Below are 22,406 nucleotides of genomic sequence, written 5' to 3' on the forward strand. Positions count from 1 at the left end.
CAGGCCAATCGGGAAACGGGCGAGCGGCGCAATGCCTTCAAGAGCTTCAATTTAATTCAACTAGACAGTGCGTTAAGCACTATCGAATCGTAATGTCGATATCCTGGATGAGCCTAAAAATCGGCAAAATGATCGAGTAGGGATTCTCATCATCCAGATTGGAATCCGTTACTTTGATGGTCGCCAACGGCAGCGTTCCATCTTCCTGAGTCGCGTCGATTTCGATCCAATCGCCGTCGACGAGAACTTCGGTCCACATGTGATAACGCATCGCAGGCTCGCCGTCGCGCGTGAAGTACGTTAAACCTGAGGCAAGCCTCGCAGGAATATTAGCCGCTCTAGCCGCCGCGCACATAACGACCGCATAGCCGGTACAGTCTGCTTGCTTTGCGGTTAACACGACCGATGCCGGCGAAACGGAATTCGTAAACTCCAAGGGCCGAAGTTCGAGATTGACTTGTTGAGCCAAACGCTGGATCGTTTTCCCATCGTCAGCAGTTTTCCACTTTTCGACAATCGCTTGAACCATTCCCGAATTGGCCTGGATAATTGGTCCACTTTTCAAGGCAGGATCCACCTCCTGCCTGTTGGCCGATTCGGCATCGCTAATATCTGGAGTTACTAGCCCAGCAATTTCCTGTCGCGTAACCTGCAAGTCAGCAACGATCGCCGAGATGGAACTGACTTTTTGACGCGAGCTTTGCGGAAACCGCTTGTAAGGGTCTTCGTTGACGGAACTGATACGGAACGTTATTTCGTCACGTGACTGGGAGGAAGTCAATGAAGTTTGCAGGCTGATATCCTTTTTGTCCAGTCGCGACAAAATGGCGGCATCTCGCACAGCGTTTGCCATGGCAAGATCTGCTGCAAACGAGGTAAAGCCACGTCCTCCAAGGTACCGTTTTTGAATTACGCCAGCCTGATCGACCCACAGCGTTGAAACAAAGCTTTGGTCTTTGTGAAAAATCGTCTGCTCAACTTCCATCAGTTGGGCGAACACACCTCCGAGCGTTGGGACTCTTGTAAATCCTCGCCCCAACAACTGCACTTTGACTACATCCGCAACGGTTGGATCAAACACGGAAAGACTTCGATTTTCACCCTCGTCGATCATTTCTCGCAACAGCGACTGCTCTACAGCCATAGGTCCGCGGATACTTTCATCCCATTCGATTACTTTTTGTTCATTCTTGCCCGGACCTTTAACCGTCACTCGCAGCTCTTGAGTGATTACGATTGCCTTTACAGTTGACAATGATTCGCCCGACTGGACCTTGTAGTCGATCGATCTAAACTTGCCATTTGTGCCCTCAATCAAATACATAGTGATGTACTGCTCACTATCCAAGTCACCGGTACGGCTTCGCGTTATGGCGTCGATTTCGGTAACAATTCGCTGTTCGCCTCCGACATCCGATGCGCGGCTGTATTGATGCAGATATCCCAGCGGTTCATGATGATAGTATTGAACTTCCCATCGCTCAAAAGGCAGCTTCTCCGCCGGCAACCAGTCAGAATTGGGCAACGGTTCGGCTACAAACTGCGCTTGAGGAGTGAGCATCGCTTGGTCTGCTCGAACCTGCTCAACCGATTTCGCAGCGTTATTTGAGATGATCTCTGCTTCAATGCCCAACTCCTGGAGCAACGCGGTTCCGCGCTCAATGAGCCGATCTTCCTCCTCGATGCTCACTGTCGTCGGCGAATCAATCCGCTCGCTCATTGGGCTGTAGTCGGTGTAACAGCCAGTCGCACCGCTAAGCGTAATGATCGCCAGTGCAAAAACCAGAAGCTGACGTTGAGCGGCGAACGTTGGATATAGTTTCGATTTCATAACAAAACAATTTGGAGGAGAAAGCAGACAGAGCTTTCAAGAATTATTCTTTTTCGAAAATCATCAAGTAATTTTCGTCAAGCATTTCAGTGTTGGCCGATACAAACTTTAGTCCAGCGCCTTCGACTTCTTTTCGAACGACATCTTGGCCTGCACGAACATGGCTTAACACCCATTCACGCGAGACACCTTCTTCTCGCTTGAAGTCGATAATTACCAAACGGCCACCTTCTGCCAATGCTTGCTTGATGCTGGCAAGCATACGTTCGGGAAATTCAAAGTGATGATAAACGTCGCACACGAAAATCAGATCGATCGATTCAGGCAACACGTCAAAACCAGTATCGCTCGACAATGCCGCCATAACGTTTGGGCGTTTGTCGTCCTTTGCTTTTTGCTGAATGGACTCAACGAACTTTGGTGCAATGTCTAGTGCGAGAACGCTTCCTTCCGGTCCAACTTCATCGGCAAACAGGAACGTATAGAATCCAGTACCCGCACCCAGGTCGATTACTGCCTGACCTTCTTTCAAATCGATCGCTTTTAAAATCTCTTTGCGACTGGAGTAGACTTCGCGACTCTCGACTTCAAACTTGCTCAAATACTCTTCGACGGAAAGGTCTGGGTTTTTAAAGTCTTTGTTGATTCCTTCATAGACTGATTTATCAACCTCGAACCCCGAAGCGATCAAAGCCGGATACGCTGTCGGAACTGCGACGGTCTTCCATCCTTTTTCCGCCAGTATCTTCGCTGCCGTTTGGCAACGTTGCCCAACCTGACAATGGAGGTAGAGCGTCTTGTCTTTTGGATATTTGAGGTTCAAGTCAACGAAGCTTGAACGCGTCCTCAGGTCGCTCAACGGCAGTTTTTCGGCAGCCTTCAGATGCCCCGCGTTCCATTCATTGTCTTCGCGAACATCAATCAGTATCGCTTTACCAGCAGCCAATTCTTCTTTCATCGCATCGAGCGAAAAATCTGACTTGGCACTAACCTTCTCCTGCGCAAGTATGCCGCCTAATGGAACAACGGTCAGCAACAACAAGAAAAGGCTTAACCAACGTGTTGCGTTTGCTGCCGCTTCGACACCGTCGCGGCCGCCCTTGAGAGAGAAAACTACGTTACGCATGCTTCAGATTCCCTTAATTTTCGCTTTTCTTAACGCCGCCTAGTTTAATTGCCATTCGCGTCGGCAGACGTAGACCAGGTCAAACTTGGCATGAATCTCCCAAACGCGGGCCTCATTTTAACCGATGATGTGGATTTTTCCGATCCAGACTGCTCCAATACAGGTCATTCGAACTCAAACTTCGCATTATGAGCGTAGAAGATCTGCGATTTAAGGAATTCTGCCTTTCTGTTGTAACAAAAACCCAAGTCCGCGAGCTTTTAGACAACAAATCTGTTGCCCTCAAAAGCGTCCAGCCTGCTGAGACTATAAAGTACAATTTTTCAAATCAACAGTTTTGAGAAATGCTGGTTTAGTGCTTGTCCCGTGATAGACCGCTCAGATCGTCCCCACACCGTTCAACCTACAACAAAACAGTGCAGACATGCATAAGACCAGTCGGCCCAGTGTTCTACCTTTCGTGCTGTGGCTAGTATCGTTACCACTGGCTTGGGCAACTGGTGACGAGACGAGCGATCCTGCGAAACGGCCGAATGTTCTCATCATTCTGGCGGACGATATGGGCTTTTCAGATTTAGGTTGCTACGGCGCCGAGATCCAGACGCCCAACCTCGATCGGCTTGCAAACTCGGGTGTTCGCTTCGCCCAGTTTTACAACACGGCTCGTTGCTGGCCAACGCGAGCATCCCTGATGACAGGCTTTTACGCTCAACAAGTCCGCCGCGATGGTTTTGCCAAAGGGGAGAATGGAAACCGAGGCACACGTCCCGCATGGGCACCATTGCTCCCCGAGCTTCTCGAAAAGGCTGGCTACAAAGCTTACCACAGCGGCAAATGGCACTTGGACGGTCAGCCAAACGAGTGCGGCTTTGCTCAATCCTATCTTTTGCTGGATGACAATCGCCACTTCGCGCCCAGCCGTCATCAGCTTAACGGCACCGAACTGCCAGCGGTGAAAGCCGATGGAAGCTACTACGCGTCGACAGCGATCACCGATCACATGCTCCAGTTTCTCGACGAACACGCTGCGCAGGACTCGGAGCAGCCGTTCTTAGGTTACGTCGCATTCATCGCCCCACATTTTCCGCTGCATGCTCCCGAACACAAGATTGCCAATTACCGAGAGACTTACAAAGCGGGCTGGGATGCCATTCGCCATGCACGGCTTCAACGCCAAAATTCCTTGGGGCTGAACACAATCGATTCAGCAGCGGCTTACGAGCCATCGGTTGGACCACCTTACCATTTTCCCGATGCCTTACAAGCATTAGGACCCGGAGAAGTCAACCGCGAACTTCCCTGGTCACAGTTGACTGACATCCAAAAAGACTTTCAAGCTTCCAAAATGGCTGTCCATGCGGCCATGGTCGATTGTCTTGATGAACAAGTTGGACGCATTGTCGAATGGCTTGAATCGCATAACAAAATAAAGGACACAATCATTTTCGTATTGTCAGATAACGGGGCCAGCGCTGAAATTATGGTTCGTGGCGACGGCCATGATGCAACTGCGGTGGCGGGTTCGCCATCTTCTTATCTTTGCTTAGGTCCCGGTTGGTCGCGTGCCTGCAACACACCATTTCGCCGACACAAGACATGGGTTCATGAAGGTGGCATAGCGACTCCACTGATTGTCCACTGGCCCGCCGGAATCCACAGTCCTGGCCTGCGTGAGCAAGTAGGGCATGTCGCAAGTATCGTTCCCACTGTTCTCGATTTAGCGGGCTTGCCGACCACACCACCAGCAAACGAAGGTCCTAAGAATTTCAGCGGCCTCTCGTTAGTTCCAGCCATTCAAGACAACGTGGCCGCGGTTGGGCAAGATACCGTCTGGTGGCTGCACGAAGAGAACAAGGCTTTGCGCCAGAATGATTTCAAAATTGTAAAGTCAGCGAACGAAGAATGGCAATTGTACAATCTGCGGACTGACCGTATCGAATCGCACGATTTAGCTACTGAAAACAAAGAGAAACTTGCAGAGATGGTTAACACCTGGGAGCAAATGACCGCTCAGTTTCGCAAAGATGCTTCTGACCAATAAAAGCTGAAGTGCCGGGCTACGATTTTCGCGTGGCAACACTTTTGGCGCCAGCTTTCTCACAGGATTCGCCCGACAAAGCCCAAAACCAGGTCAGCACTACGAGGACGATGTTGGTTTGAGAATATAACATCGTTGCGATAATCGCGACGGTAAGTCGCGGGGCGAAAAGCCAACCCAACCAATATAAAAATCCACTTCCAAAGCTAGTCGCAAACAGCATCGTCAGCCGCGGAAAGAAGAACATGGCAATCACAAACAGAATTGTGTGAGTATCCCAGAAGTTCGGTTGCATGCTGCTTTTTCCTAATGGGTTTGTTCACGTTGAGCGATCTACCTAATAGACGACCTTCATCGCAGGCCGCAACTTTCGAAATGCGTCGACGGCCTCTTGAGTAACCGCTGTATGGCTCACATGCAATTCGGACAGCGATTCCAGATCTTGGAAATATTTCAGGCATGCATCATCGATCCCTGTCTTTCCAAGATGCAGAAACTCTAACGTTTTGATCTTGCTCGCCGACATAGCCGCGGCATTGGTCAACTCTGGAATATTGTCTAGATTCAATCGCTTCAAAGGCTTGTTTTCAAATTGAGCAACACCTGCATCGCTGATCTTCGTTAGCCAAAAATTTACGTCAACCAAGTTAGGCAACTCAACTATGGCAGGCACGGCAGCGTCCGAAATCTGAGTCTCGCTGAGTTCAAGGGACCTGAGCTCTTTGAATCGGGGCAGCGCAGCACTCAAGTGCTCGTCGGTAATTTTTGTCGCTCTCAAATTCAGTTTTACAATTCCCTGTGCATTGCCAAGCTGCAATAGGCCGGCGCCGCTGATGGGTGTGCCATAGCAAGAGAATTGTTGCAGTGCATCCAATCCATTCAAGGCATCAAAACCGGCATCATCTACTGCGCAATGATAAAGATTCAGCACCGATAATCGCTTAAGTTGACCGACGATCAACAAGCTATCATTGGTGATCCCCTGCCCCGCCAAGGTCAAATTCCTCATCGCGGTAAGGGCAACAAGTTGCTTTGCTCCCTCATCTGTGACGCTGGTACATTCAGCTAGATTGAGAACTTCAAGCTGTTTGATCGTCGCAATGACTTCTAGACTCGCATCGCTGATGTTGCAGCGAGCGATATCCAGGGTGACCAAAGTCGGATGGTTTTTGAGAAGTGCGATGGTCGCGTCATCCACCTGCGCAGACTGCATTTTAAGTGCTTTTAACGACTTCAAGTTCGCAAGCTCAGGAGCGTACTGGAGCCATTCATCAGAAGCTTTCCTTAAATCTAAATCGACGACCTCACCTGTCGAAGATTTTTTCAGCAGGACGCCTTCCACCTTGCTGATTGCGGATTCGATAGACTTGGATTCTTCAGTTGAAGCAGCTGGCGTTTGCACCGGTGGCGTTTCAGTTCTTTCCAAACACCCAGCCAGCGTGCAACTTAAGGCGCTCAACATCAACAGCGGTCTATATTTCATAAGCAAAGTTCCAACATGGAAGAAGTTTCAACCGACTGGTGAACAAGCGAGCGTTTCCATCAGTTCTTTGACCAGCGTCTCAATATTGCTGATCGATTTGGCTTGGTCTTTTGCTGCGTCTTGAAGGAATCGGACGATGGCTGATCCAACAATGACGCCATCTGCAACGGGGGCCAACAAGCGGATGTGCTCGGCCCTACTGATGCCGAACCCAATACAGATCGGCAATGGAGTACGTTCGCGCAACCAGCTAACGCGATCAACTAAACCAGGCGGCATTTGGGCTCGTTCGCCGGTGATGCCGGTGACAGATACAAAATAAATGAACCCCGAAGAAAGTTCAGCGATCCGCAGAGCTCGGTCGTCGGTTGTCGTGGGCGTGACCAGTTGAACAAGGCTAAAATCTGCTGCGCGGCAAGCGTTGGAGAGCAGCGAGCATTCTTCGACGGGCAGGTCCGGCACGATTGCGCCCGCGAAACCAGCCGCTTGCGCTTCCGCGATAAATTTCTCTGGACCATAACGATAAATGATTGCGTACGAGACCATGCACACGAGCGGCATGTCTAGCTGGGGAGCAACCTGGGTGGTCGCTTCAAAAATAGATTTGAGCTTAATCTTGCGATCAAGCGCCCGTTGATACGAAGCTTGAATTACGGGGCCGTCCGCAATTGGATCGCTGTACGGAATGCCAACTTCGCCAATCGAGCACCCCAGTTTGTCGAGCGATTTCAGGACAGTCTTAGTAAATTCGAGGTCGGGATCGCCGCCGGTAACGAAAGGGACGAAGGCTTTGCGGCCTTGCTCACGTAATTTCTTAAAACGCTGATCAATCGCTGACATGAAATGAAAACTTCTTGGAAGTGAACTAACCTAAAATCCGCAGAGTCTGCTTGCTACCATTGTTCGCCCCGGAGTCTTGCGATCTCCTGAGCATCTTTATCACCGCGACCGCTAAGACAAATTACCAAGTGCTCGTCGCTTGACATTGTTTTGGCAATATCCGCTGCCTTTGCTACCGCGTGGCAAGTCTCTAATGCGCAAAGTATACCTTCGTTTCGGGCAAGATGATCAAAGGAGGCTAACGCTTCCTGATCAGTGCATGCCGTATATTGTACACGTCCCGAGTCTTTCCAATAACTGTGCTCGGGTCCAACTCCTGGATAATCGAGTCCAGCCGACATGCTATGCACATCGGAAGTCTGACCGTCTTCGTCCTGCATGACATAGCTGAAACTGCCATGTAGAACTCCAGGGGAACCGTATGAAAGTGGCGACGCATGATCGCCCATGTTACTGCCGCGTCCGCCAGCTTCTACGCCGACAAGCTTTACTGTTTTATCACCGACAAACGGATAAAACATTCCTGCCGCGTTGCTGCCACCGCCAACACAAGCCACTACGCAATCTGGCAACTTGCCGATCGTCTCCAGGCACTGCTGCCGACATTCGCGGCCGATCACCGATTGGAAATCACGTACCATCATTGGAAACGGATGAGGGCCAATGACCGATCCGATAATGTAGTGCGTGTCTTCGACCGATGACATCCAATCTCGCATCGCTTCGTTGACGGCATCGCGAAGAGTACGTGAGCCAGATTCGACGGGGCGAACTTCAGCTCCCATCAGACGCATGCTGAACACGTTCGGTTTCTGACGCCTGACGTCTTCAGCGCCCATGTAGACAACACAAGGTAAACCAAAGTGAGCACAGGCCGTGGCAGTCGCAACTCCATGTTGCCCAGCCCCCGTCTCGGCGATGACTCTCTTTTTACCCATCCGCATCGTCAGCAGGCCTTGGCCAAGCGTATTGTTGATCTTGTGGGCGCCGGTGTGATTCAAATCTTCACGCTTGAGCCAAATCTGCGCTCCACCCATCGCCATGCTAAGACGCTTGGCATGATACAAAGGGCTAGGACGTCCGACGAATCGCTTCAGAAGCTCGTCCAGTTCCGCATGAAAGTCGGGATCTTTCATCGCCTTGCTGTACTCGGCCGTCAGTTCGTCCAAGGCACGCGTCAGCGTTTCGGGTACGTACCGACCACCAAATTGACCAAAACGGCCCGCGGCATCAGGCACCATGGGTGCCGTTTCATTTTTACTGTCTGCAATCGACATATTTCTGTTGTTTTCGTAGAAGGATGTAGCTGCTGACCCAAATTACCAGCCACTCGCTTGAACAGCTGACAGGATACTACGGAATCGAGAATCTCGCTAATCGGGTTCGCCTGCAGAATTGTCGCTGTCTGGAAAGGGTGGACCAAAACGTTGCAAAAACCCAGCCGTTTTCATTGTAATGCCGTCGAATTGTGGCACTTCCCATCCTTTTTGCCACATCTCGATGTTCGTCCAAGTCGGCCAGCTTTCAATCCTAGCAGCCTCAAAACGGCCACTACGAGTCATCAAATCAGACTCTATTGCAAGGTTGTAGCCCCTTTTCTTGAGCACTCTGACTCGGGTCGCAATAACTACTCTTGAAGTCAAGCAACGACTTCTCCTAAGGTTCCCACTCACATACCCCGCTGCTCGAACCTGCAATTTCTACGAGGAATAATGCCGACTGCCACACAGACGACGGATAGCCAAAGCAATAAGTTCAGCACACTCGAAAAAAAGTTTGCTCCCAAACCTGATTCCGATGACAACACTTTAGGGCAGTATATTCCGCTGTTGTACCACTACAACATGCTGCAAGACGAACATCGTGTCGGTGCATTTCGCGAAGCCATCGAGCTCTTGGTAAAACCCGGAATGCATGTCGTCGAGCTTGGTGGCGGAACGGGCATTCTATCTTCGTTCGCGGCACGTCAAGGCGCAACCGTTACCTGCGTTGAGAGAAACCCAGTCCTCGTCCGCAGCGCTCGACAATTCATAGGCTCCAATGGACTCGACCAGCAAATCGAAGTCGTCCAGCATGACGCAACTACGTTTGTCCCGGATCGGCCGGTCGATGTTGTCATCTGCGAAATGTTGCACGTCGCTTTGCTTCGCGAAAAACAAGCGCAGGTTATCGACGCCTTCAAACGCAACTATGTCGCCAAGTTCGGCAGTCCGCTACCAGTTTTCATACCAGAACTATCGATGCTGATGGTGCAACCCGTGCAGCAATCATTCGACTTTGACGGATTCATCGCACCGGTCCCCATGTTCCAAGCACCGGTCGCGCATCAGCCGCGCACTTGTGAAATTGCTGGATTGTCAACCTATTCCAACATTGCTTACAACGACAGCATTCCATTCCACTTCGATGTACTGCAAGGCTTTATCGCAAAACAAAGCGGAACGATCAACGCAGTTCGGTTCGTTACGCAAAACATTCTAGCGGTGAATATGCCGCAGCAACGAGCAGTCACGTGGCCAAACCAGTGTTTGGTCCTTCCGCTATCGCAGCCGCAACACGTCGAAGCGAATAGCAACGTTGAAATATCATTCACATACTCGGCAGGTGAAAGCGTCGAGAGCTTGAATGATTCGATTCGCCTGCGAGTCTGGCCTTCCTAGTCGACCAGACGCGAGCGAAACAATTTCATAAATCGCGGTTGGTCTTCCACGGGCAACTGCGTTGCTAATGGCAAGGCGATATGCAATCGCTGCTCGATTCGATGAAGCGATCGATCGTCGATTACCAACAAGGCTTCCAACCAGTCTTCAACAGCTTCGAAATCGAACTGCAAGATTTCGGCAATCAGCAAAGCTTCCGACACGGGGCGATCATCACGCGCTGATTCTTTCAGCAGCCGGATCCGCGACGCGACTCCCGGCAATCGAAGGCGTTGCAGCACAACTGCCGCGCGGAGCTTCCCAGCGGTTTCCAGGCCGAGGTACTCTCTCGAAATTGCGTCGAGTACATTTTGGTTGCGGCTTCTTGCCAGAGAAATGGCCACAGCGTCCGCTACCTTTGCATCGCTATGGTCCAGCAAACGGACCAAGCGATCTTCGTAACCGCCGACTGAACGCCGCGACAACACCTCAAGTCCGACTTCGGCACTTGGAGTAAAGTCGTTGCTTTTCTCTTCCAGTTCGGTGATAACGACCGACCAGAAGTTATCTGCTTGGCCTCGCGCATGTAGTTCGTCCAGGGCACAACGAACGTTTGCTCCGCTGCTTGGCGTCATCGAAGATTCCTCTCCGCGTTCGCTTGAAATCTCACCCAAGATTGTTCGCAACGCATCATCGGTGCGCTCAACCATACTTGCGCGAAGCTGCATACCTTCGATGTCAACGCGAAAAAAGATTTTCGACTCGCGCTTCAGAGATTCGAATCGCGGCAGAAAACGCGCGTAGTTTTCTGGACAAGCCACAGAATAAGCTTCAATGAGTTTACCCGCGCTACGACAAACAGGGTCAACGATCTTTCTACCACGCACCATCGCGCTCGCTCGCAATAAAGATTCATCGGCGAGAGATTCGTGAACTGGCAGGTGCGTTAAGATCGGCAATTCGGGGAAAGCTGTGGCAGGCTCAAATTGATCCCACGCATCAAAAATTGCCCGCAACATTAATGGATCACTACAAAAGCTTGCCGCCAAGCTTTCAAGTGACGCCGAACGAACACGCACTTCAGCATGCGTCAGGTACTTTATAAGTTGACTATCCGTAATTTCCATGCCACCAGCACTCTACAATACCAAGCATTAATCCTAAGGAAGTGCGACGCTCCTTAAGTTTGTCGACCAGGCGGTCGGTGACAAGCCCAACTGGTCAATTTTGCTTGCAGGCGAAATATCTTCCCCGGTCGCTTTTCCTTAGCGGTTAGAATCAATGCGATTCAGTCTTGCGGTTGAAGGATTTTTCGATAATCGAGTCGGCAAAGCTAGGGAAGAACGCTGCAATGGACGCGAGCATACGCACTTTATTTGGCACGACAAGTTCGGGTTTATGTTGAAGTGCGGCCGCGATAATCTGTTCTGCCAAAACTACTGGGTCGATTGCCTCCAACCGCACGCCACCACCAGCCTGCTTGAGATGCTCCGGCAATGCTCGCTGCTGTGCGAGTTCGTCGTAGCGACTGCCCGCGTCCTCTCGTGCAATTGGCCCACAACAGACCAGCGTCACATAGACGCCCTTTGGTTTCCATTCTTGTCGCATTTGGCGCGACATCGCAACCAATGCAGACTTCGAAAGCGAATACGCGCCAAGCCCAGAGGCCGCGGCCAAACCAGAAATCGACGCGATGTGTACCAAGCTCCCACAATTTCGAGCAAGGCTCTTGGCTGCCAATTGGCTAGTCTGTAGCGCCGACACGACGTTGCTGGCAATCGAATGTTGCAGATCTGCAGCAGACAAATCAGCCAAATACCCTCGGTCCGATTTACCGATCGCAGCAACGCAAAGCTTCAAAGATTGATGCTCACAGAATTCTACAAGCCGTGCCGATTCAGGTTCGGACCGTTCCAATTGCTGGGACAAATCGACAGCAAAGCCGTTAGTATCGGAAGCACCGGCTACCTTCAGCATCTCGCATGTAGCCATTACTCGGTCAGCGTTCCGCCCGATCACAGCAACATTGGCTCCGCGTCTTGCCATTTGCTTGGCAATTGCCAACCCCAGGCCGCTTGTTCCGCCAGCGACAAGAGCCCATTTGTTCGTCCAATTCAATCTTCCCGGCATCACAGCCCCGTTGCAGTAGTCGTGTAGTTCAGTACAAACAATGCCTAGTTACTCGCAAAATGCGGTACTTACTTCGGCACACCTCGCTCGCGATAGCTTAGTTCAAATTCAGCCGCTGCAAGTTCTTGCAATATTTTTTTTGACAGCAAACGACCGAAACCCTTGAAGTCAGGTAATTTCAATGCCGATCACGCCCCGTCCGAAAACAACGGAAGCCCGCACTAAGATTATCGCGACTGTGGGACCTGCTTGCGAATCGGAAGACACGCTTGTCGAGCTGGTCCAACATGGCGTCGACATCTTTCGCATTAATACTGCTCACGGAAAGATCGAGGATTTCGAGCGGATTTTGGAAAAGATTCGCAATGTTCGTCTGCGGACAAACTTCCCGGTCGGAATCCTTTTGGATCTGGCCGGCCCAAAAATTAGACTTGGAAAGCTGTGCCAAGACCCGCTTGAAGTTGCCAACGGATCGTACCTGAAGTTCGTCCGAGGTGAAGAAAGCCAAGATCCTTTATGCCTCACCAGCAACTACACCCGTTTAATTGACGAACTCAAGGTCAACGACCAAGTTATGTTAACCGATGGGACAATCACGCTTCGGGTCACCGAATGCACGCGGCATGAAGTTACCTGCCTGGTCGAAGTCGGTGGTTTGATCCGTTCGCGTCAAGGCATCAACCTGCCCGGCGTCTCGTTGAGTGTTTCTGCGATGCGTCCAGAGGATATCGATAACGCGTTGTGGGCCGCTAAGAACAACATCGATTTTGTGTCGCTCTCGTTTGTCCGCAGTGCTCAGGACGTTTACTCGCTAAAGAACCTGCTTACCTCGTTGGATTCTCATGCATTAGTGATCGCTAAAATCGAAAAGCGTGAAGCGATGCTACACCTGGAGTCCATCGTAGAAGCCGCCGACGCTGTGATGGTCGCTCGGGGCGATCTCGGTGTTGAAATCGATGTCGCCGAAACGCCGGTCGCTCAAAAACGAATCATTCAAGTTTGCCGTGACCGACTAAAACCGGTGATAGTCGCTACTCAGATGCTCGAAAGTATGCATCACAACCGCCGCCCGACGCGTGCCGAAGCTAGCGACGTCGCGAATGCCATCTTAGACGGCGCCGATGCGTGCATGTTGAGCGGTGAGACGGCGATTGGAAACTACCCAGTCGAAGCGGTCGATATGATGAATCGGATCTTGTACACAACCGAAGAGATGCTCAAAGATGCCCCACAGACCGGCGGCATCAAGACGATGGACAAAGTGCACATTGTCACGTCGGCTGTCACCTATAACGCTGCGAATATTGCAGAAGCAATCGATGCCAAACTTGTAGTCGTCGTATCGCGTTCTGGCGGTACCGCTTGGGTCAAGGCCAAACAACGCAACTACATTCCGACACTGGGGGTCAGCGATGTCGATGCGACACTACAAAGAATGACTTTGTTCTGGGGTATTATGCCCCACAAAGTCGAGCATCTCGAAAATACGCAAGCGATGTTTGACGACATCTGCCGCTGGGGCTGCGAAACAGGAATTCTCGCTCCTGGCGATCACATCGTCTACGTTACCGGAACCGGTGTAATGGATTATGCACACAATTCTCTGGTCGTACAAAAAGTCCCGCCGATGCAGACGACCGCTCCTGCTTCCTAGCGAAAGTCCTGGTTTTGCGAAGTGTGCGGATGATGGTAAGATCAGCCACTATTGAAAAGTGGAGTGTGAAATTTTTTGAGCGGGGAGCGTTCATCGCAACATGGTGCGAGAAAAGTTTGGCGACGACGAAGCTGAAGACGACGGTGGCGAATCCGATGGTGTGCTACGTCCCAAACGGATGGGCGACATGGTCGGGCAACGCGAAGTTATGGAAGTGCTCAACATCGCCATTGATGCTGCGCAAAAACGCAGACAACCACTTGGCCATATCTTGCTCGATGGCCCGCCTGGACTTGGCAAGACGACTTTTGCGACGTGCATTCCGCAGGAGATGGGCACGAGCATGCAGATCGCCAGCGGCCCAGGCTTGAAAGCTCCCAAAGAACTTTTGCCATATTTGACCAACCTGGAATATGGCTCGGTGCTCTTCATCGACGAGATTCATCGATTACCTAAAAACGTCGAAGAGTATCTTTACACGGCAATGGAAGATTTTAAAGTCGACATTGTTTTGGGAGAAGGCGTCAACGCCCGCACGTTAAATCTGGCTATCAAGCCGTTTACCTTGATAGGGGCAACAACTCGCGCGGGAATGTTGAGCGCACCGCTTCGCGATCGCTTCCAGATTCGCGAGCACTTGGGTTACTACGACGTCAACGATCTGGTAACGATTTTGCATCGCAACGCAGTAAAGCTAAACGTTGAACTGCAGGAACCTGCTGCTTTTGAAATCGCGAAAAGATCGCGCGGGACACCGCGAGTTGCAAACAACCGTTTGTTATGGGTCCGCGATTTCGCTCAAAGCAAATGCGATGGAAAGATTACGCTTGACGTTGCCAATCGCGCACTGAAGATGACTGGGATCGATGAAATTGGATTGGACCGTCAAGATCGACGTTACTTGGAAACGATCATTCGTGTCTTCGGCGGCGGCCCAGCTGGCGTTGAAGCGATCGCGCATACGATGAGCGTATCAGCCGACACGCTGGAAGACGAAGTCGAACCATTCTTGCTTCGCAGCGAATTTATCGTCCGAACTTCTCGTGGCCGTTGCGTCACCGCCAAGGGATTCACGCACCTGAACATCCCGATGATTCCACCAGATAGTGAATAAGCCAAGCCGGCATTATTCACAGGAAAAGTTCAGCGTTTAGTCTTAACGTCGCAGGTTCAGCAATTCGTCAAACAGCTGTTGCGTTGCTGTGATAACTCGGGCGTTACTTCGGTACTGAGTACTTGCGAGGACCAGGTTCACCAAGTCGCCGCCGACGTCCGTGTTGGATAACTCAAGTGCACCTGAAGAAACTGTACCAATACCATTTTCCCCCGGCTGTCCTTGAATAGGCAAGCCAGTATTGATCCCCTGGGCGAACAGGTTCTGCCCGCGTTGTTCCAAACCGTTGTTATTCGTAAAACGTGCCAATCGAATTTGGCCTAAGTCTCGCGAAACACCGTTACTAAACACCCCACGGATAGAACCATCTTCACCGATGATATAGCTGGTCAAAACACCCGGCGGCGAACCATCTTGACGTGAAGCAGCCAACGTCGAAGCTGAAGCGGCCAAACCGCTCACGCCGCTAAAATCGATATCGAACTCAAGCGGCTTGTCGCTGGGCAAGCCATCTCGCTGAATTGCAATCGTGTTGTTTGTCGCAGAGATGAAGTTTCCGTTCCCATCGAAACGAACCAAACCTGTTCCTACGGCTCGCGAATCCGAAATTCTGGAAATATTGTCACCCGAGTCAGCATACCAGCGGTAAGTGGTACTATTATCATCGCGGCTCTCTAAAACCGCCGTAAGTCGAACCCCTAAGGGCAGACCTAGCGAATCGTACGCCACAAAGTCCGCGGTCGCGCTTCGACCGACTGCCGTTTGAGCTGAACCGAAAGCTAAGTTTGGCGTGTTCACTTCCCCTGTTGCACTCTGAATCCGAAACCCAGTGAGATCGATATCAAGTGCATTGTCCAAACCGGTGTTGCTTACGAATCGCAAACGCCCATTACTAATGTATGCCCCAGGGAATATATTGCCTGATTCACCTGGGATATTGTTGACGGAACTTACAATTGGATTAATAGCATCGCCGCTGTCGGTTTGAATACCAACTGAGCTCTGTATAAAGCTCATCAAGTCTTGAATTGTACTCGTCGACGTTATTTGAAACGAAGCTTCGGGTGTCACACGTCCACCTTTGCGCGCTCTAAATGTCATCGTACCTTCGGTGAATGGCGAAAGGTAATCAAAGCCATCACGCCTTGTGACGTTAACTAACAGCGTGTTGCTATCGATCGTCGGCCCATCTAGATTCACCAACTTGTTGTTAGGATTATTCAAATCGCTGATCTCAGCGTCGGTTCTGCTGTCAGTATATGTAACCCCAGGCGCAACCGTGTCGACTAAATAGAAGGAGTTCGGATCGCTCGTCAAATTACGATATATTCGAATCTCGTCGTATGCCGGAAAACCACCTCCCGAAGGCGGAACTGGTGGGGTCGGAAGGTTGTTTAAGAAAACGCGTCCGTTGACAACGTTCAATGGTCCGACCAATTCGCTGGGCCGAGATTCCCCTTCCCCAGCGCGGTAATAGGTCACCAAGTACGAATAATTGCCATTGAGGGCATTGTTATCCAGCGGAGTTGACGACAGTGCAACAGAATTGTTATCGACAAAGGTCCCTCCCGGTACTGCAGTGCCCAACAAGAATGGCTCGCTGCCGCCGTTGGTTGTCCGATAGACGTTCATCTGACTGTACTGCGTGCCGCCTGAGGGCAAACCATTGATGGTCACTGTATTGTCAGCAAGCGCGTTGCCTGCAGGGACTGTAACAGTAACCGGGTCGCTCGCCATGCTTTCGTTGCCAGAAGAATCAACGAAAGCAAATCGATATGTGTACACAGCGCCTTCTGGATGCGTACCGCCCGTGCCTTCGGTCTGTGCAACAGTCACACTCGTGGTGCTGGGGCGATTGGCTGATGTTGAAGAAATAACGGTCCCGTCTGGCCGCGGAATCGAGCTATCGCCCAGGATCGCACTCTGGATAATTTCCGAGGTGTCGGCAATATCGCCCTGTGCAGACAGAGTACCCTGCATCGTAACGGTCGTGGTTGCTTTGGCTACCGCTTCCGAACCGAGTGGCACGGTCAGTGGCACGACGGCAGATGTTTGAATATTAAACTGTTCGTCAATTCCGTAGCCCAACAAACGATTGCCCGTAGTCGTAACTAACTCGTTGGAAGCATTTAATCGAAAGATGCCGTTACGAGTGTAAAGCGTCTCGCCTTGATTGCCTTCGACCTGAAAGAATCCATCCCCTTGAATTGCCAAGTCCGAGGGATTGCTGCTGATCTCAATGGTCCCTTGGCGGAAATTTTGATTGATGCCGGCAACCTGTACGCCTAAGCCCGTTTGGCGTGGATTCGTACCACCATTGTTCGTGGTTGGCGCTGCACCTAGCGAAAGTGTTTGCAAGAACTGAGTCGCAAAAACGACTTCCGACGATTTGTAGCCAACTGTTTGGGAGTTGGCCAAGTTGTTGCCGAGCACATCAATCTGTGTTTCGGCAGCATTTAGTCCAGTCAGCGCAGTACTAAGCGATGAAGCTAAACCCATGTCGGTAGACTCCTCCCAAGGAGTAGAAAAGTAATCGCTCGTACCGGTTACTCAACCGGCAAAATTTCACGAACGTTCTTTATATCGACCAACTTCGATCCGACATGCACTCTGATCTGACGATTGTTCGGATCATTTTCATCGGTTTGCACCGAGACACTCGAGACGACTCCTTCGACCGCGCTTCCATCCACATCCAAACCCTCGATCGACTTTCCGATTAAATTGCTAGCAGTTGTGAGCTGCTGCGTAACGGAGAAATTGCCAAGGGTGTCCATCAGCGAGTCGTTTGCCGCCAGTGAACGAAGATCGCTCACTTGCTGCATCAACGCCGCATTGTCCGTCGGCTCTAAAGGATCTTGGTTCTGCAGCTGTGTAATAATTAAGCTCAGGAATTGATCTTGGTCCAGCGAATCAATCCCATTGCCTTTTGGCTGCGTAATTGTGTTCTCGCCGTTCGTTTGCGTCGCAGAAGTTACTTGGGACATCGCACTTCCTTTTTCCGATCAATTGTAAGCTTTAGGGATGCTCGTCCGTGATACCGACTTGAATTGCGGCCCAACCGAGCGACCAAACAGATAGCAGTATTGTTTCTTAAAAACCAGATCGTCTGAGCAACCCGCGTAAGCTGGTAAAACTAGGAAAGCACACACAAAACTTTGCTCTGTCTAGGCTTTAAGATCAAGCGCTACATCCGCCGATTGACCCTCACGCGGTCCAGCGAACGGCGATCCCGGTCGCAATCGATTGCCCAACTTGCCAATTACCTCTTGCCGAGCCTCGTGTTGCTCACTGCCCTGCCCCGTCGAATGCTGGTTGGATTCATTTCCGTAACCTCGATCGAAATTGGCTCCACCTTCGGTGTTGGCCGACTGCGTTTGAATGTCAAATCGCTCGACCTGTAGGCCTTGGTCCGCCAGTTTGTTTTGTAGCATTGGCAGGTTCTCTTGCAAAACCTGGCGAGCAGCCTCCGACTCTACTGTTATTGTTGCAGCAATCGTCGTTTGAGTCATATGCAGGCTAACTTCAAGCGCTCCTAACTCGGGCGGATGAAGTCGAAGGCGAACGGAGCTCGAGCCATCTTGAAGCTGCTCCAAGCCGTTCAAAACTCGTTGCAATAACCGCCCCTGTTGGTAGCCTGTCAGTTGAGATTCGGGAACCGGAGTTGCACCCGTGGCACCGCTGGCTGTTTCCGACCTTGGCATGGTGTTGGCCTGAGAAGCTTCACGCGCCATACTACCAACGCCTGCAACTGCGTTTGTTGGGACGCTGGCGATGGTGGCGGCCACTCCCGCTATCGCACCCGTGGATGCAGCACCATTTGCCGAACCTAGTGGCACGGCGGAAGTCCCGTCGATTGCTTGAAGTGTAACATCAGCTGCCAGCGCTTGATCTGGCAAGCTAGTAGTTGTGCCATCATTCATGCCTGGCAAATTGAGGCCGGTAAGCGGAGCATTGGAGTCCAACGTTTTCTGTACATCGATCTCGACGACTTGTACACTTTCGCTTGCTGTAGCTGGCTGCTCCGCGAGTAATTCCGACTGCGATGATTGCTCGCGATCTTTACTCCCATCGCGACCTTCTCGCAAGGCCTCAGCACGGCGGTTTGGTTTGTCGACTTCCTGTCCAACCGCCGCTGGCTTATCGAGTTCGCGGAGATCGCTGCGCTCTTCGTCAGCATCGTCCCTTTGGTTTTTCGCCTTTTCTTTCGGCAATTCGGGTTGAACCTCGCTCGTCTGCAACTCATTCGCCGTGGATTGTGACGATGCGACTTTCTCAGCGACACTTGTATTGTTCTCAACGTTTTCTCGTTGGTTCCGGCGGCTCTTGCGGCGGCCACTATGCTCGCCTGCCACTTCCGACTCCCCCTCGGGCGCAACTTGTTCGCTGCCGCCAGCAACAGCAGCCGTTTGCAACACTGGAACTTCAGACGGCGCGAGTTCAACTTGTTGAGGTGCTTCCTCCGGCTTTGATAACGCGGGCTCAGCTGACTCCTGCGTTACTGCTTGCTCGGCCGAAACGTCTGCAGCCGTCTCCTGCTTTACAGGAGCAGTCGATTTAGCAACGACCAATTCCTGCCCTACCACATCTTCCCGCGGTAGGTCTTGGGATTTTTGAACAATGGGCTGGAAAACGACAGCAGGTGCAACCGCCCGTTCCAAAGTTTCTTCGGAGTCCGAAGGTTCATCTTCGCTGGCAACGTTTGCTTCGATATCCTCGGCGGAACTGTCTTTGGACACCTGTTGTTGAGTCGGATCGATTGGTCGATGCCGTTCAGGCGCTGGCACAGCCGCTTGAAAGAGCTGCGATTGAAACAACGAATCGAACATCAACGATGCATTGACATTGGAACGCCGATTGAATGCACTACTATTTTGGCGGCCGCCCGCAATACGTTCGCGATACGAATCTTGATCAGATGGCAGTTGCGTACTTGAAGTCGCATCTATCATCGCAGAACCTCCCCCCGAAGGATCTAACGTGAAATCTGTGCGGCGGCGACAAAAATAGTGTTGTTCACTTACTCACAAAGATTATGAGCAAGCGTTCAGATTGCTATTTTCAGTCGATGGCCGCGCCTGCGGGGTCGCCGTTAACGCCGACTCCTTCACGAATCATCGTCAAGATATCGTGAAGCTTGGCCGCTTCGTCTTCTTGCAAGAATTCGCCTATGATCTTTTTTCGTTTGTCGTCGGGTAAAGCTTTAATGATTGCGACCACATCTTCAGATGAATTATTTTCTATCATCCGCATAAGCTGATCTTTTGCCTGTTCGGGGGGCAGTATTTCAATAATTCGCTGAACTTCTCCTAAAGTTTGCTCGTTGACGGTCTTGGCACGTTGAGCGACAGCTGCTTCGAATGCGAGCCTTCGCGTATCAAATTCTTTGATTTCCGTTTGAAGTTTAGACTGCATTGTCTCTAGTTGATCGCGAAATCGACTCAAAGCCCTCTCTCGTGCATCAAGCTCCAGACTCAGCTGAGCTCTCGTGGTTAATATTTCGTCATGTGTTGGGACCGGAGTGTCTTTACCCTCGACAATCGCCTGCCGCAGTCGCTCGCCTTGAATGTCAATACCGTTCATCATAGCAATCAGCTTTGGAACAGAGTCCTTGTCGAAATTGCCTTTTGCTACAGAGAGACCAATGATTGCTGCTTGAGCAAGAATGGTAGCGGCACAGAACCAGAGGAATAAATTTGCAATCTTTTTCATAGTACGAACCTAACCGATATGTTTCAGAGAACTTACTCTGCATTCGTCTCTTGCGAAGTTAGAACATTGTGCGTGTTAGACCATTCATCTAACCGACCTTGTAAAGCCTTCTCTTCGAGCTTGCGAACTTTGTGCTTGTGCTGCTCTTCAAGTACTTCGATCGCTTTAAGATTCTGCTGACACTTGAGTAACACGGACTCGCGCCGAGTCTGCTCGTTGACTAAAATCTGCCGTTTTTCTTTCATTGCCGCGTATTGCATTGAAAGCTGAAGTTCATAACGTTGAATTTCAATCAAATTAGAAATAACGACACTACCTAACGAGAATCCTTTTCGATCCTGCGCGAGTTGCTTCGCTTCGTCACGCACTTTTTCCATTTGTGCATCGAACAGAGCAAGGGCGTTGCGGATCTCTTGCATATCACCGGCAGCCTTATCTCGCTCACGCTGCCGCAGTTTCATAACGTTGCTAAGCTTGAATGGCTGACTCATGCGGCGGCCTTATGAGGTACATTTGCGGCCGTCAGTTGCGTCAACTCGCTAGCCATCTGCTTCCAGGAGATTACACCGTGTTGTTCTTGAGCCAAAAATGCGTTGATTGCTTCACGTTTAGCGATCGCTTCATCGATCTGTTGGTTGCTGCCCTTAGCATAGGCCCCGATGTTGATTAGATCTTCGTTCTCGGCATACGTTGCCATCCACTGACGCAGTTTGGTAACCGCTCCGCGGTGTGCCCCATCGATCAAGGTATTTTGCAATCTGGACAAAGACGGCAAAATATCGATTGCTGGATAACGTCCCGAGGCCGCGATCGACCGTGAAAGATGCAAGTGGCCATCCAGTAAGCCACGAAGAGTGTCACTGATGGGCTCGTTCGCATCGTCCCCTTCGACCAAGACCGTGTAGATCGCCGTTATGGAGCCTTGGTTAGAATTGCCGGTTCGTTCGACTAGCTGTGGCAACATGGCAAAGACGCTTGGTGGGTAGCCTCTCGTTGTCGGAACTTCACCCGCCGCAAGTCCAACTTCGCGTTGGGCCATAGCGAAACGGGTGACACTATCCATTAACAGTAGCACAGATTTTCCCTGGTCGCGAAACGCTTCGGCGATCGCCGTGGCTGTTTTCGCAGCCAGAATGCGTTTTGGAGCCGGTGTGTCGCTGGTTGCAACGACGGTAACAGATTTCCGGCGTCCCTCATCTCCCAAATCTCTATCCAAAAACTCGAGAACTTCGCGACCTCGCTCACCGATCAATCCTATCACGACGACATCTGCCGCGGTTCCCCGCGCCAGCATTCCCAGTAATGTGCTTTTCCCAACGCCGGATCCTGCAAAAATCCCGATCCGTTGACCGTATCCAAGTGTTAAAAGTGAATCGATGGCCCGTACCCCTGTGGGTAAAATTTTGTCGATTGGCGGTCGATCAAGCGCTGGAATCGGCGGCGCATCGCACTCGACGCGCCGCGTCAACGGCAAGAGAACGCCCTTTTCAAGCGGATTGCCTTCCGCGTCTAGCACGTGGCCTATCATCTCATTACACACGGGAATCGTACGAGTCGTACGCACGAGTGTAACTCGATCGCCAGGGCTAACGCCTGCCATTACATCAAGGGGTGCCAAAATACATTGTTTGCCGTCAAAACCGATTACTTCAGCATGGACTGCATCGCCGCCACCTCGCTCGATCTTCACGACTGCCCCGACCGGAGCTGGCATGCCCGCAGCGATAATCGTTGGCCCACGAATACTGCTCACGCGGCCGCTCAGTTTGACGCTGACACACTTGTTAAGAATTGGTCCCCATTGGTGGGCGGTTGTTACGGCGGGCAAATTTAGCATCG

The 22,406-nt window shown here is 51.3% G+C and carries 19 protein-coding genes; 4 read left to right on the forward strand and 15 right to left on the reverse strand.

Features of this window, described 5'->3' with window-relative positions:
• Positions 1-79 precede the first annotated feature (79 nt).
• Together SH451x_RS22710 and SH451x_RS22715 are read right to left on the reverse strand one after the other, a co-directional pair.
• Positions 80-1,831 carry a transglutaminase-like domain-containing protein gene (locus SH451x_RS22710; protein ID WP_479359491.1) on the reverse strand — a complete coding sequence of 584 codons (1,752 nt, stop codon included), beginning with the start codon at positions 1,829-1,831 and terminating at the stop codon, positions 80-82.
• Positions 1,832-1,874: 43 nt separating this feature from the next.
• Complete coding sequence (locus tag SH451x_RS22715; RefSeq protein ID WP_479359493.1) at positions 1,875-2,957, reverse strand: methyltransferase domain-containing protein; 1,083 nt, start codon at positions 2,955-2,957, stop codon at positions 1,875-1,877.
• Between the two features lie 424 nt (positions 2,958-3,381).
• On the opposite strand from SH451x_RS22715, the gene SH451x_RS22720 reads away from it, so the two are divergent.
• Positions 3,382-4,998, forward strand: a complete 1,617-nt coding sequence (locus tag SH451x_RS22720; protein ID WP_479359494.1) for an arylsulfatase — start codon at positions 3,382-3,384, stop codon at positions 4,996-4,998.
• Positions 4,999-5,014: 16 nt separating this feature from the next.
• Here SH451x_RS22720 and SH451x_RS22725 read toward each other — a convergent pair whose 3' ends face one another.
• The 5 genes from SH451x_RS22725 to SH451x_RS22745 form a co-directional block, all read right to left on the reverse strand.
• Positions 5,015-5,290 (reverse strand): hypothetical protein, encoded by a 276-nt coding sequence (locus SH451x_RS22725; RefSeq protein WP_479359495.1) that lies wholly within the window; start codon positions 5,288-5,290, stop codon positions 5,015-5,017.
• A gap of 42 nt (positions 5,291-5,332) precedes the next feature.
• On the reverse strand, positions 5,333-6,478 hold the full coding sequence (locus tag SH451x_RS22730) for a leucine-rich repeat domain-containing protein (RefSeq protein ID WP_479359496.1): 1,146 nt from the start codon (positions 6,476-6,478) through the stop codon (positions 5,333-5,335).
• A 27-nt stretch (positions 6,479-6,505) separates the two neighbouring features.
• The gene (gene trpA, locus SH451x_RS22735) at positions 6,506-7,318 is read right to left on the reverse strand and encodes a tryptophan synthase subunit alpha (protein WP_479359497.1); all 813 of its coding nucleotides are present in this window, start codon (positions 7,316-7,318) and stop codon (positions 6,506-6,508) included.
• A 53-nt stretch (positions 7,319-7,371) separates the two neighbouring features.
• Entirely contained in the window at positions 7,372-8,595 is a 1,224-nt protein-coding gene (trpB, locus tag SH451x_RS22740; protein WP_479359498.1) for a tryptophan synthase subunit beta, read from the reverse strand.
• A gap of 96 nt (positions 8,596-8,691) precedes the next feature.
• The gene (locus SH451x_RS22745) at positions 8,692-8,961 is read right to left on the reverse strand and encodes a hypothetical protein (protein WP_479359499.1); all 270 of its coding nucleotides are present in this window, start codon (positions 8,959-8,961) and stop codon (positions 8,692-8,694) included.
• A 69-nt stretch (positions 8,962-9,030) separates the two neighbouring features.
• On the opposite strand from SH451x_RS22745, the gene SH451x_RS22750 reads away from it, so the two are divergent.
• On the forward strand, positions 9,031-9,978 hold the full coding sequence (locus tag SH451x_RS22750) for a class I SAM-dependent methyltransferase (RefSeq protein ID WP_479359500.1): 948 nt from the start codon (positions 9,031-9,033) through the stop codon (positions 9,976-9,978).
• On the opposite strand, the gene SH451x_RS22755 is transcribed toward SH451x_RS22750, so the two are convergent.
• Positions 9,975-11,084: a hypothetical protein gene (locus SH451x_RS22755; RefSeq protein WP_479359502.1), complete on the reverse strand. Its 1,110-nt coding sequence runs from the start codon at positions 11,082-11,084 to the stop codon at positions 9,975-9,977. The two genes, SH451x_RS22750 and SH451x_RS22755, sit on opposite strands and share 4 nt — an antisense overlap.
• 151 nt (positions 11,085-11,235) lie before the next feature.
• A complete protein-coding gene (locus tag SH451x_RS22760) occupies positions 11,236-12,087 on the reverse strand; it encodes an SDR family NAD(P)-dependent oxidoreductase (protein WP_479359503.1) in 852 nt (283 codons plus the stop codon).
• Positions 12,088-12,268: 181 nt separating this feature from the next.
• Here SH451x_RS22760 and pyk point away from each other — a divergent pair, with 181 nt between their 5' ends.
• Positions 12,269-13,741 carry a pyruvate kinase gene (pyk, locus tag SH451x_RS22765; protein WP_479359504.1) on the forward strand — a complete coding sequence of 491 codons (1,473 nt, stop codon included), beginning with the start codon at positions 12,269-12,271 and terminating at the stop codon, positions 13,739-13,741.
• A gap of 100 nt (positions 13,742-13,841) precedes the next feature.
• Positions 13,842-14,855, forward strand: coding sequence for a Holliday junction branch migration DNA helicase RuvB (ruvB, locus tag SH451x_RS22770; protein WP_479359505.1), 1,014 nt, complete (start codon positions 13,842-13,844; stop codon positions 14,853-14,855).
• 42 nt (positions 14,856-14,897) lie between these two features.
• Here the strand turns inward: ruvB and SH451x_RS22775 are convergent, their stop codons facing one another.
• From SH451x_RS22775 to SH451x_RS22800, 6 genes are all read right to left on the reverse strand, one after another.
• Entirely contained in the window at positions 14,898-17,354 is a 2,457-nt protein-coding gene (locus tag SH451x_RS22775; RefSeq protein WP_479359506.1) for a flagellar hook-basal body complex protein, read from the reverse strand.
• Between the two features lie 47 nt (positions 17,355-17,401).
• Positions 17,402-17,842 carry a flagellar hook assembly protein FlgD gene (locus SH451x_RS22780; RefSeq protein ID WP_479359507.1) on the reverse strand — a complete coding sequence of 147 codons (441 nt, stop codon included), beginning with the start codon at positions 17,840-17,842 and terminating at the stop codon, positions 17,402-17,404.
• A 180-nt stretch (positions 17,843-18,022) separates the two neighbouring features.
• On the reverse strand, positions 18,023-19,807 hold the full coding sequence (locus tag SH451x_RS22785; protein ID WP_479359509.1) for a flagellar hook-length control protein FliK: 1,785 nt from the start codon (positions 19,805-19,807) through the stop codon (positions 18,023-18,025).
• A 109-nt stretch (positions 19,808-19,916) separates the two neighbouring features.
• Complete coding sequence (locus tag SH451x_RS22790) at positions 19,917-20,567, reverse strand: hypothetical protein (protein WP_479359510.1); 651 nt, start codon at positions 20,565-20,567, stop codon at positions 19,917-19,919.
• A gap of 32 nt (positions 20,568-20,599) precedes the next feature.
• The gene (locus SH451x_RS22795; protein WP_479359511.1) at positions 20,600-21,058 is read right to left on the reverse strand and encodes a flagellar export protein FliJ; all 459 of its coding nucleotides are present in this window, start codon (positions 21,056-21,058) and stop codon (positions 20,600-20,602) included.
• Positions 21,055-22,404, reverse strand: a complete 1,350-nt coding sequence (locus SH451x_RS22800) for a FliI/YscN family ATPase (RefSeq protein WP_479359512.1) — start codon at positions 22,402-22,404, stop codon at positions 21,055-21,057. The genes SH451x_RS22795 and SH451x_RS22800 overlap by 4 nt, the downstream gene beginning before the upstream one ends.
• Positions 22,405-22,406: the final 2 nt, after the last annotated feature.

Source organism: Njordella aestuarii (assembly GCF_056494165.1).

Excerpts from the sequence above, each read along its gene's own strand:
- SH451x_RS22785 (WP_479359509.1), bottom strand. The coding sequence starts at position 19,807 with ATGATAGATGCGACTTCAAGTACGCAACTGCCATCTGATCAAGATTCG.
- SH451x_RS22755 (WP_479359502.1), bottom strand. The coding sequence starts at position 11,084 with ATGGAAATTACGGATAGTCAACTTATAAAGTACCTGACGCATGCTGAA.
- SH451x_RS22795 (WP_479359511.1), bottom strand. The coding sequence starts at position 21,058 with ATGAGTCAGCCATTCAAGCTTAGCAACGTTATGAAACTGCGGCAGCGT.
- SH451x_RS22760 (WP_479359503.1), bottom strand. The coding sequence starts at position 12,087 with ATGCCGGGAAGATTGAATTGGACGAACAAATGGGCTCTTGTCGCTGGC.
- SH451x_RS22780 (WP_479359507.1), bottom strand. The coding sequence starts at position 17,842 with ATGTCCCAAGTAACTTCTGCGACGCAAACGAACGGCGAGAACACAATT.
- pyk (WP_479359504.1), top strand. The coding sequence starts at position 12,269 with ATGCCGATCACGCCCCGTCCGAAAACAACGGAAGCCCGCACTAAGATT.
- SH451x_RS22710 (WP_479359491.1), bottom strand. The coding sequence starts at position 1,831 with ATGAAATCGAAACTATATCCAACGTTCGCCGCTCAACGTCAGCTTCTG.
- SH451x_RS22730 (WP_479359496.1), bottom strand. The coding sequence starts at position 6,478 with ATGAAATATAGACCGCTGTTGATGTTGAGCGCCTTAAGTTGCACGCTG.
- SH451x_RS22790 (WP_479359510.1), bottom strand. The coding sequence starts at position 20,567 with ATGAAAAAGATTGCAAATTTATTCCTCTGGTTCTGTGCCGCTACCATT.
- SH451x_RS22720 (WP_479359494.1), top strand. The coding sequence starts at position 3,382 with ATGCATAAGACCAGTCGGCCCAGTGTTCTACCTTTCGTGCTGTGGCTA.
- SH451x_RS22775 (WP_479359506.1), bottom strand. The coding sequence starts at position 17,354 with ATGGGTTTAGCTTCATCGCTTAGTACTGCGCTGACTGGACTAAATGCT.
- SH451x_RS22715 (WP_479359493.1), bottom strand. The coding sequence starts at position 2,957 with ATGCGTAACGTAGTTTTCTCTCTCAAGGGCGGCCGCGACGGTGTCGAA.
- SH451x_RS22725 (WP_479359495.1), bottom strand. The coding sequence starts at position 5,290 with ATGCAACCGAACTTCTGGGATACTCACACAATTCTGTTTGTGATTGCC.
- trpA (WP_479359497.1), bottom strand. The coding sequence starts at position 7,318 with ATGTCAGCGATTGATCAGCGTTTTAAGAAATTACGTGAGCAAGGCCGC.
- trpB (WP_479359498.1), bottom strand. The coding sequence starts at position 8,595 with ATGTCGATTGCAGACAGTAAAAATGAAACGGCACCCATGGTGCCTGAT.
- ruvB (WP_479359505.1), top strand. The coding sequence starts at position 13,842 with ATGGTGCGAGAAAAGTTTGGCGACGACGAAGCTGAAGACGACGGTGGC.
- SH451x_RS22800 (WP_479359512.1), bottom strand. The coding sequence starts at position 22,404 with ATGCTAAATTTGCCCGCCGTAACAACCGCCCACCAATGGGGACCAATT.
- SH451x_RS22750 (WP_479359500.1), top strand. The coding sequence starts at position 9,031 with ATGCCGACTGCCACACAGACGACGGATAGCCAAAGCAATAAGTTCAGC.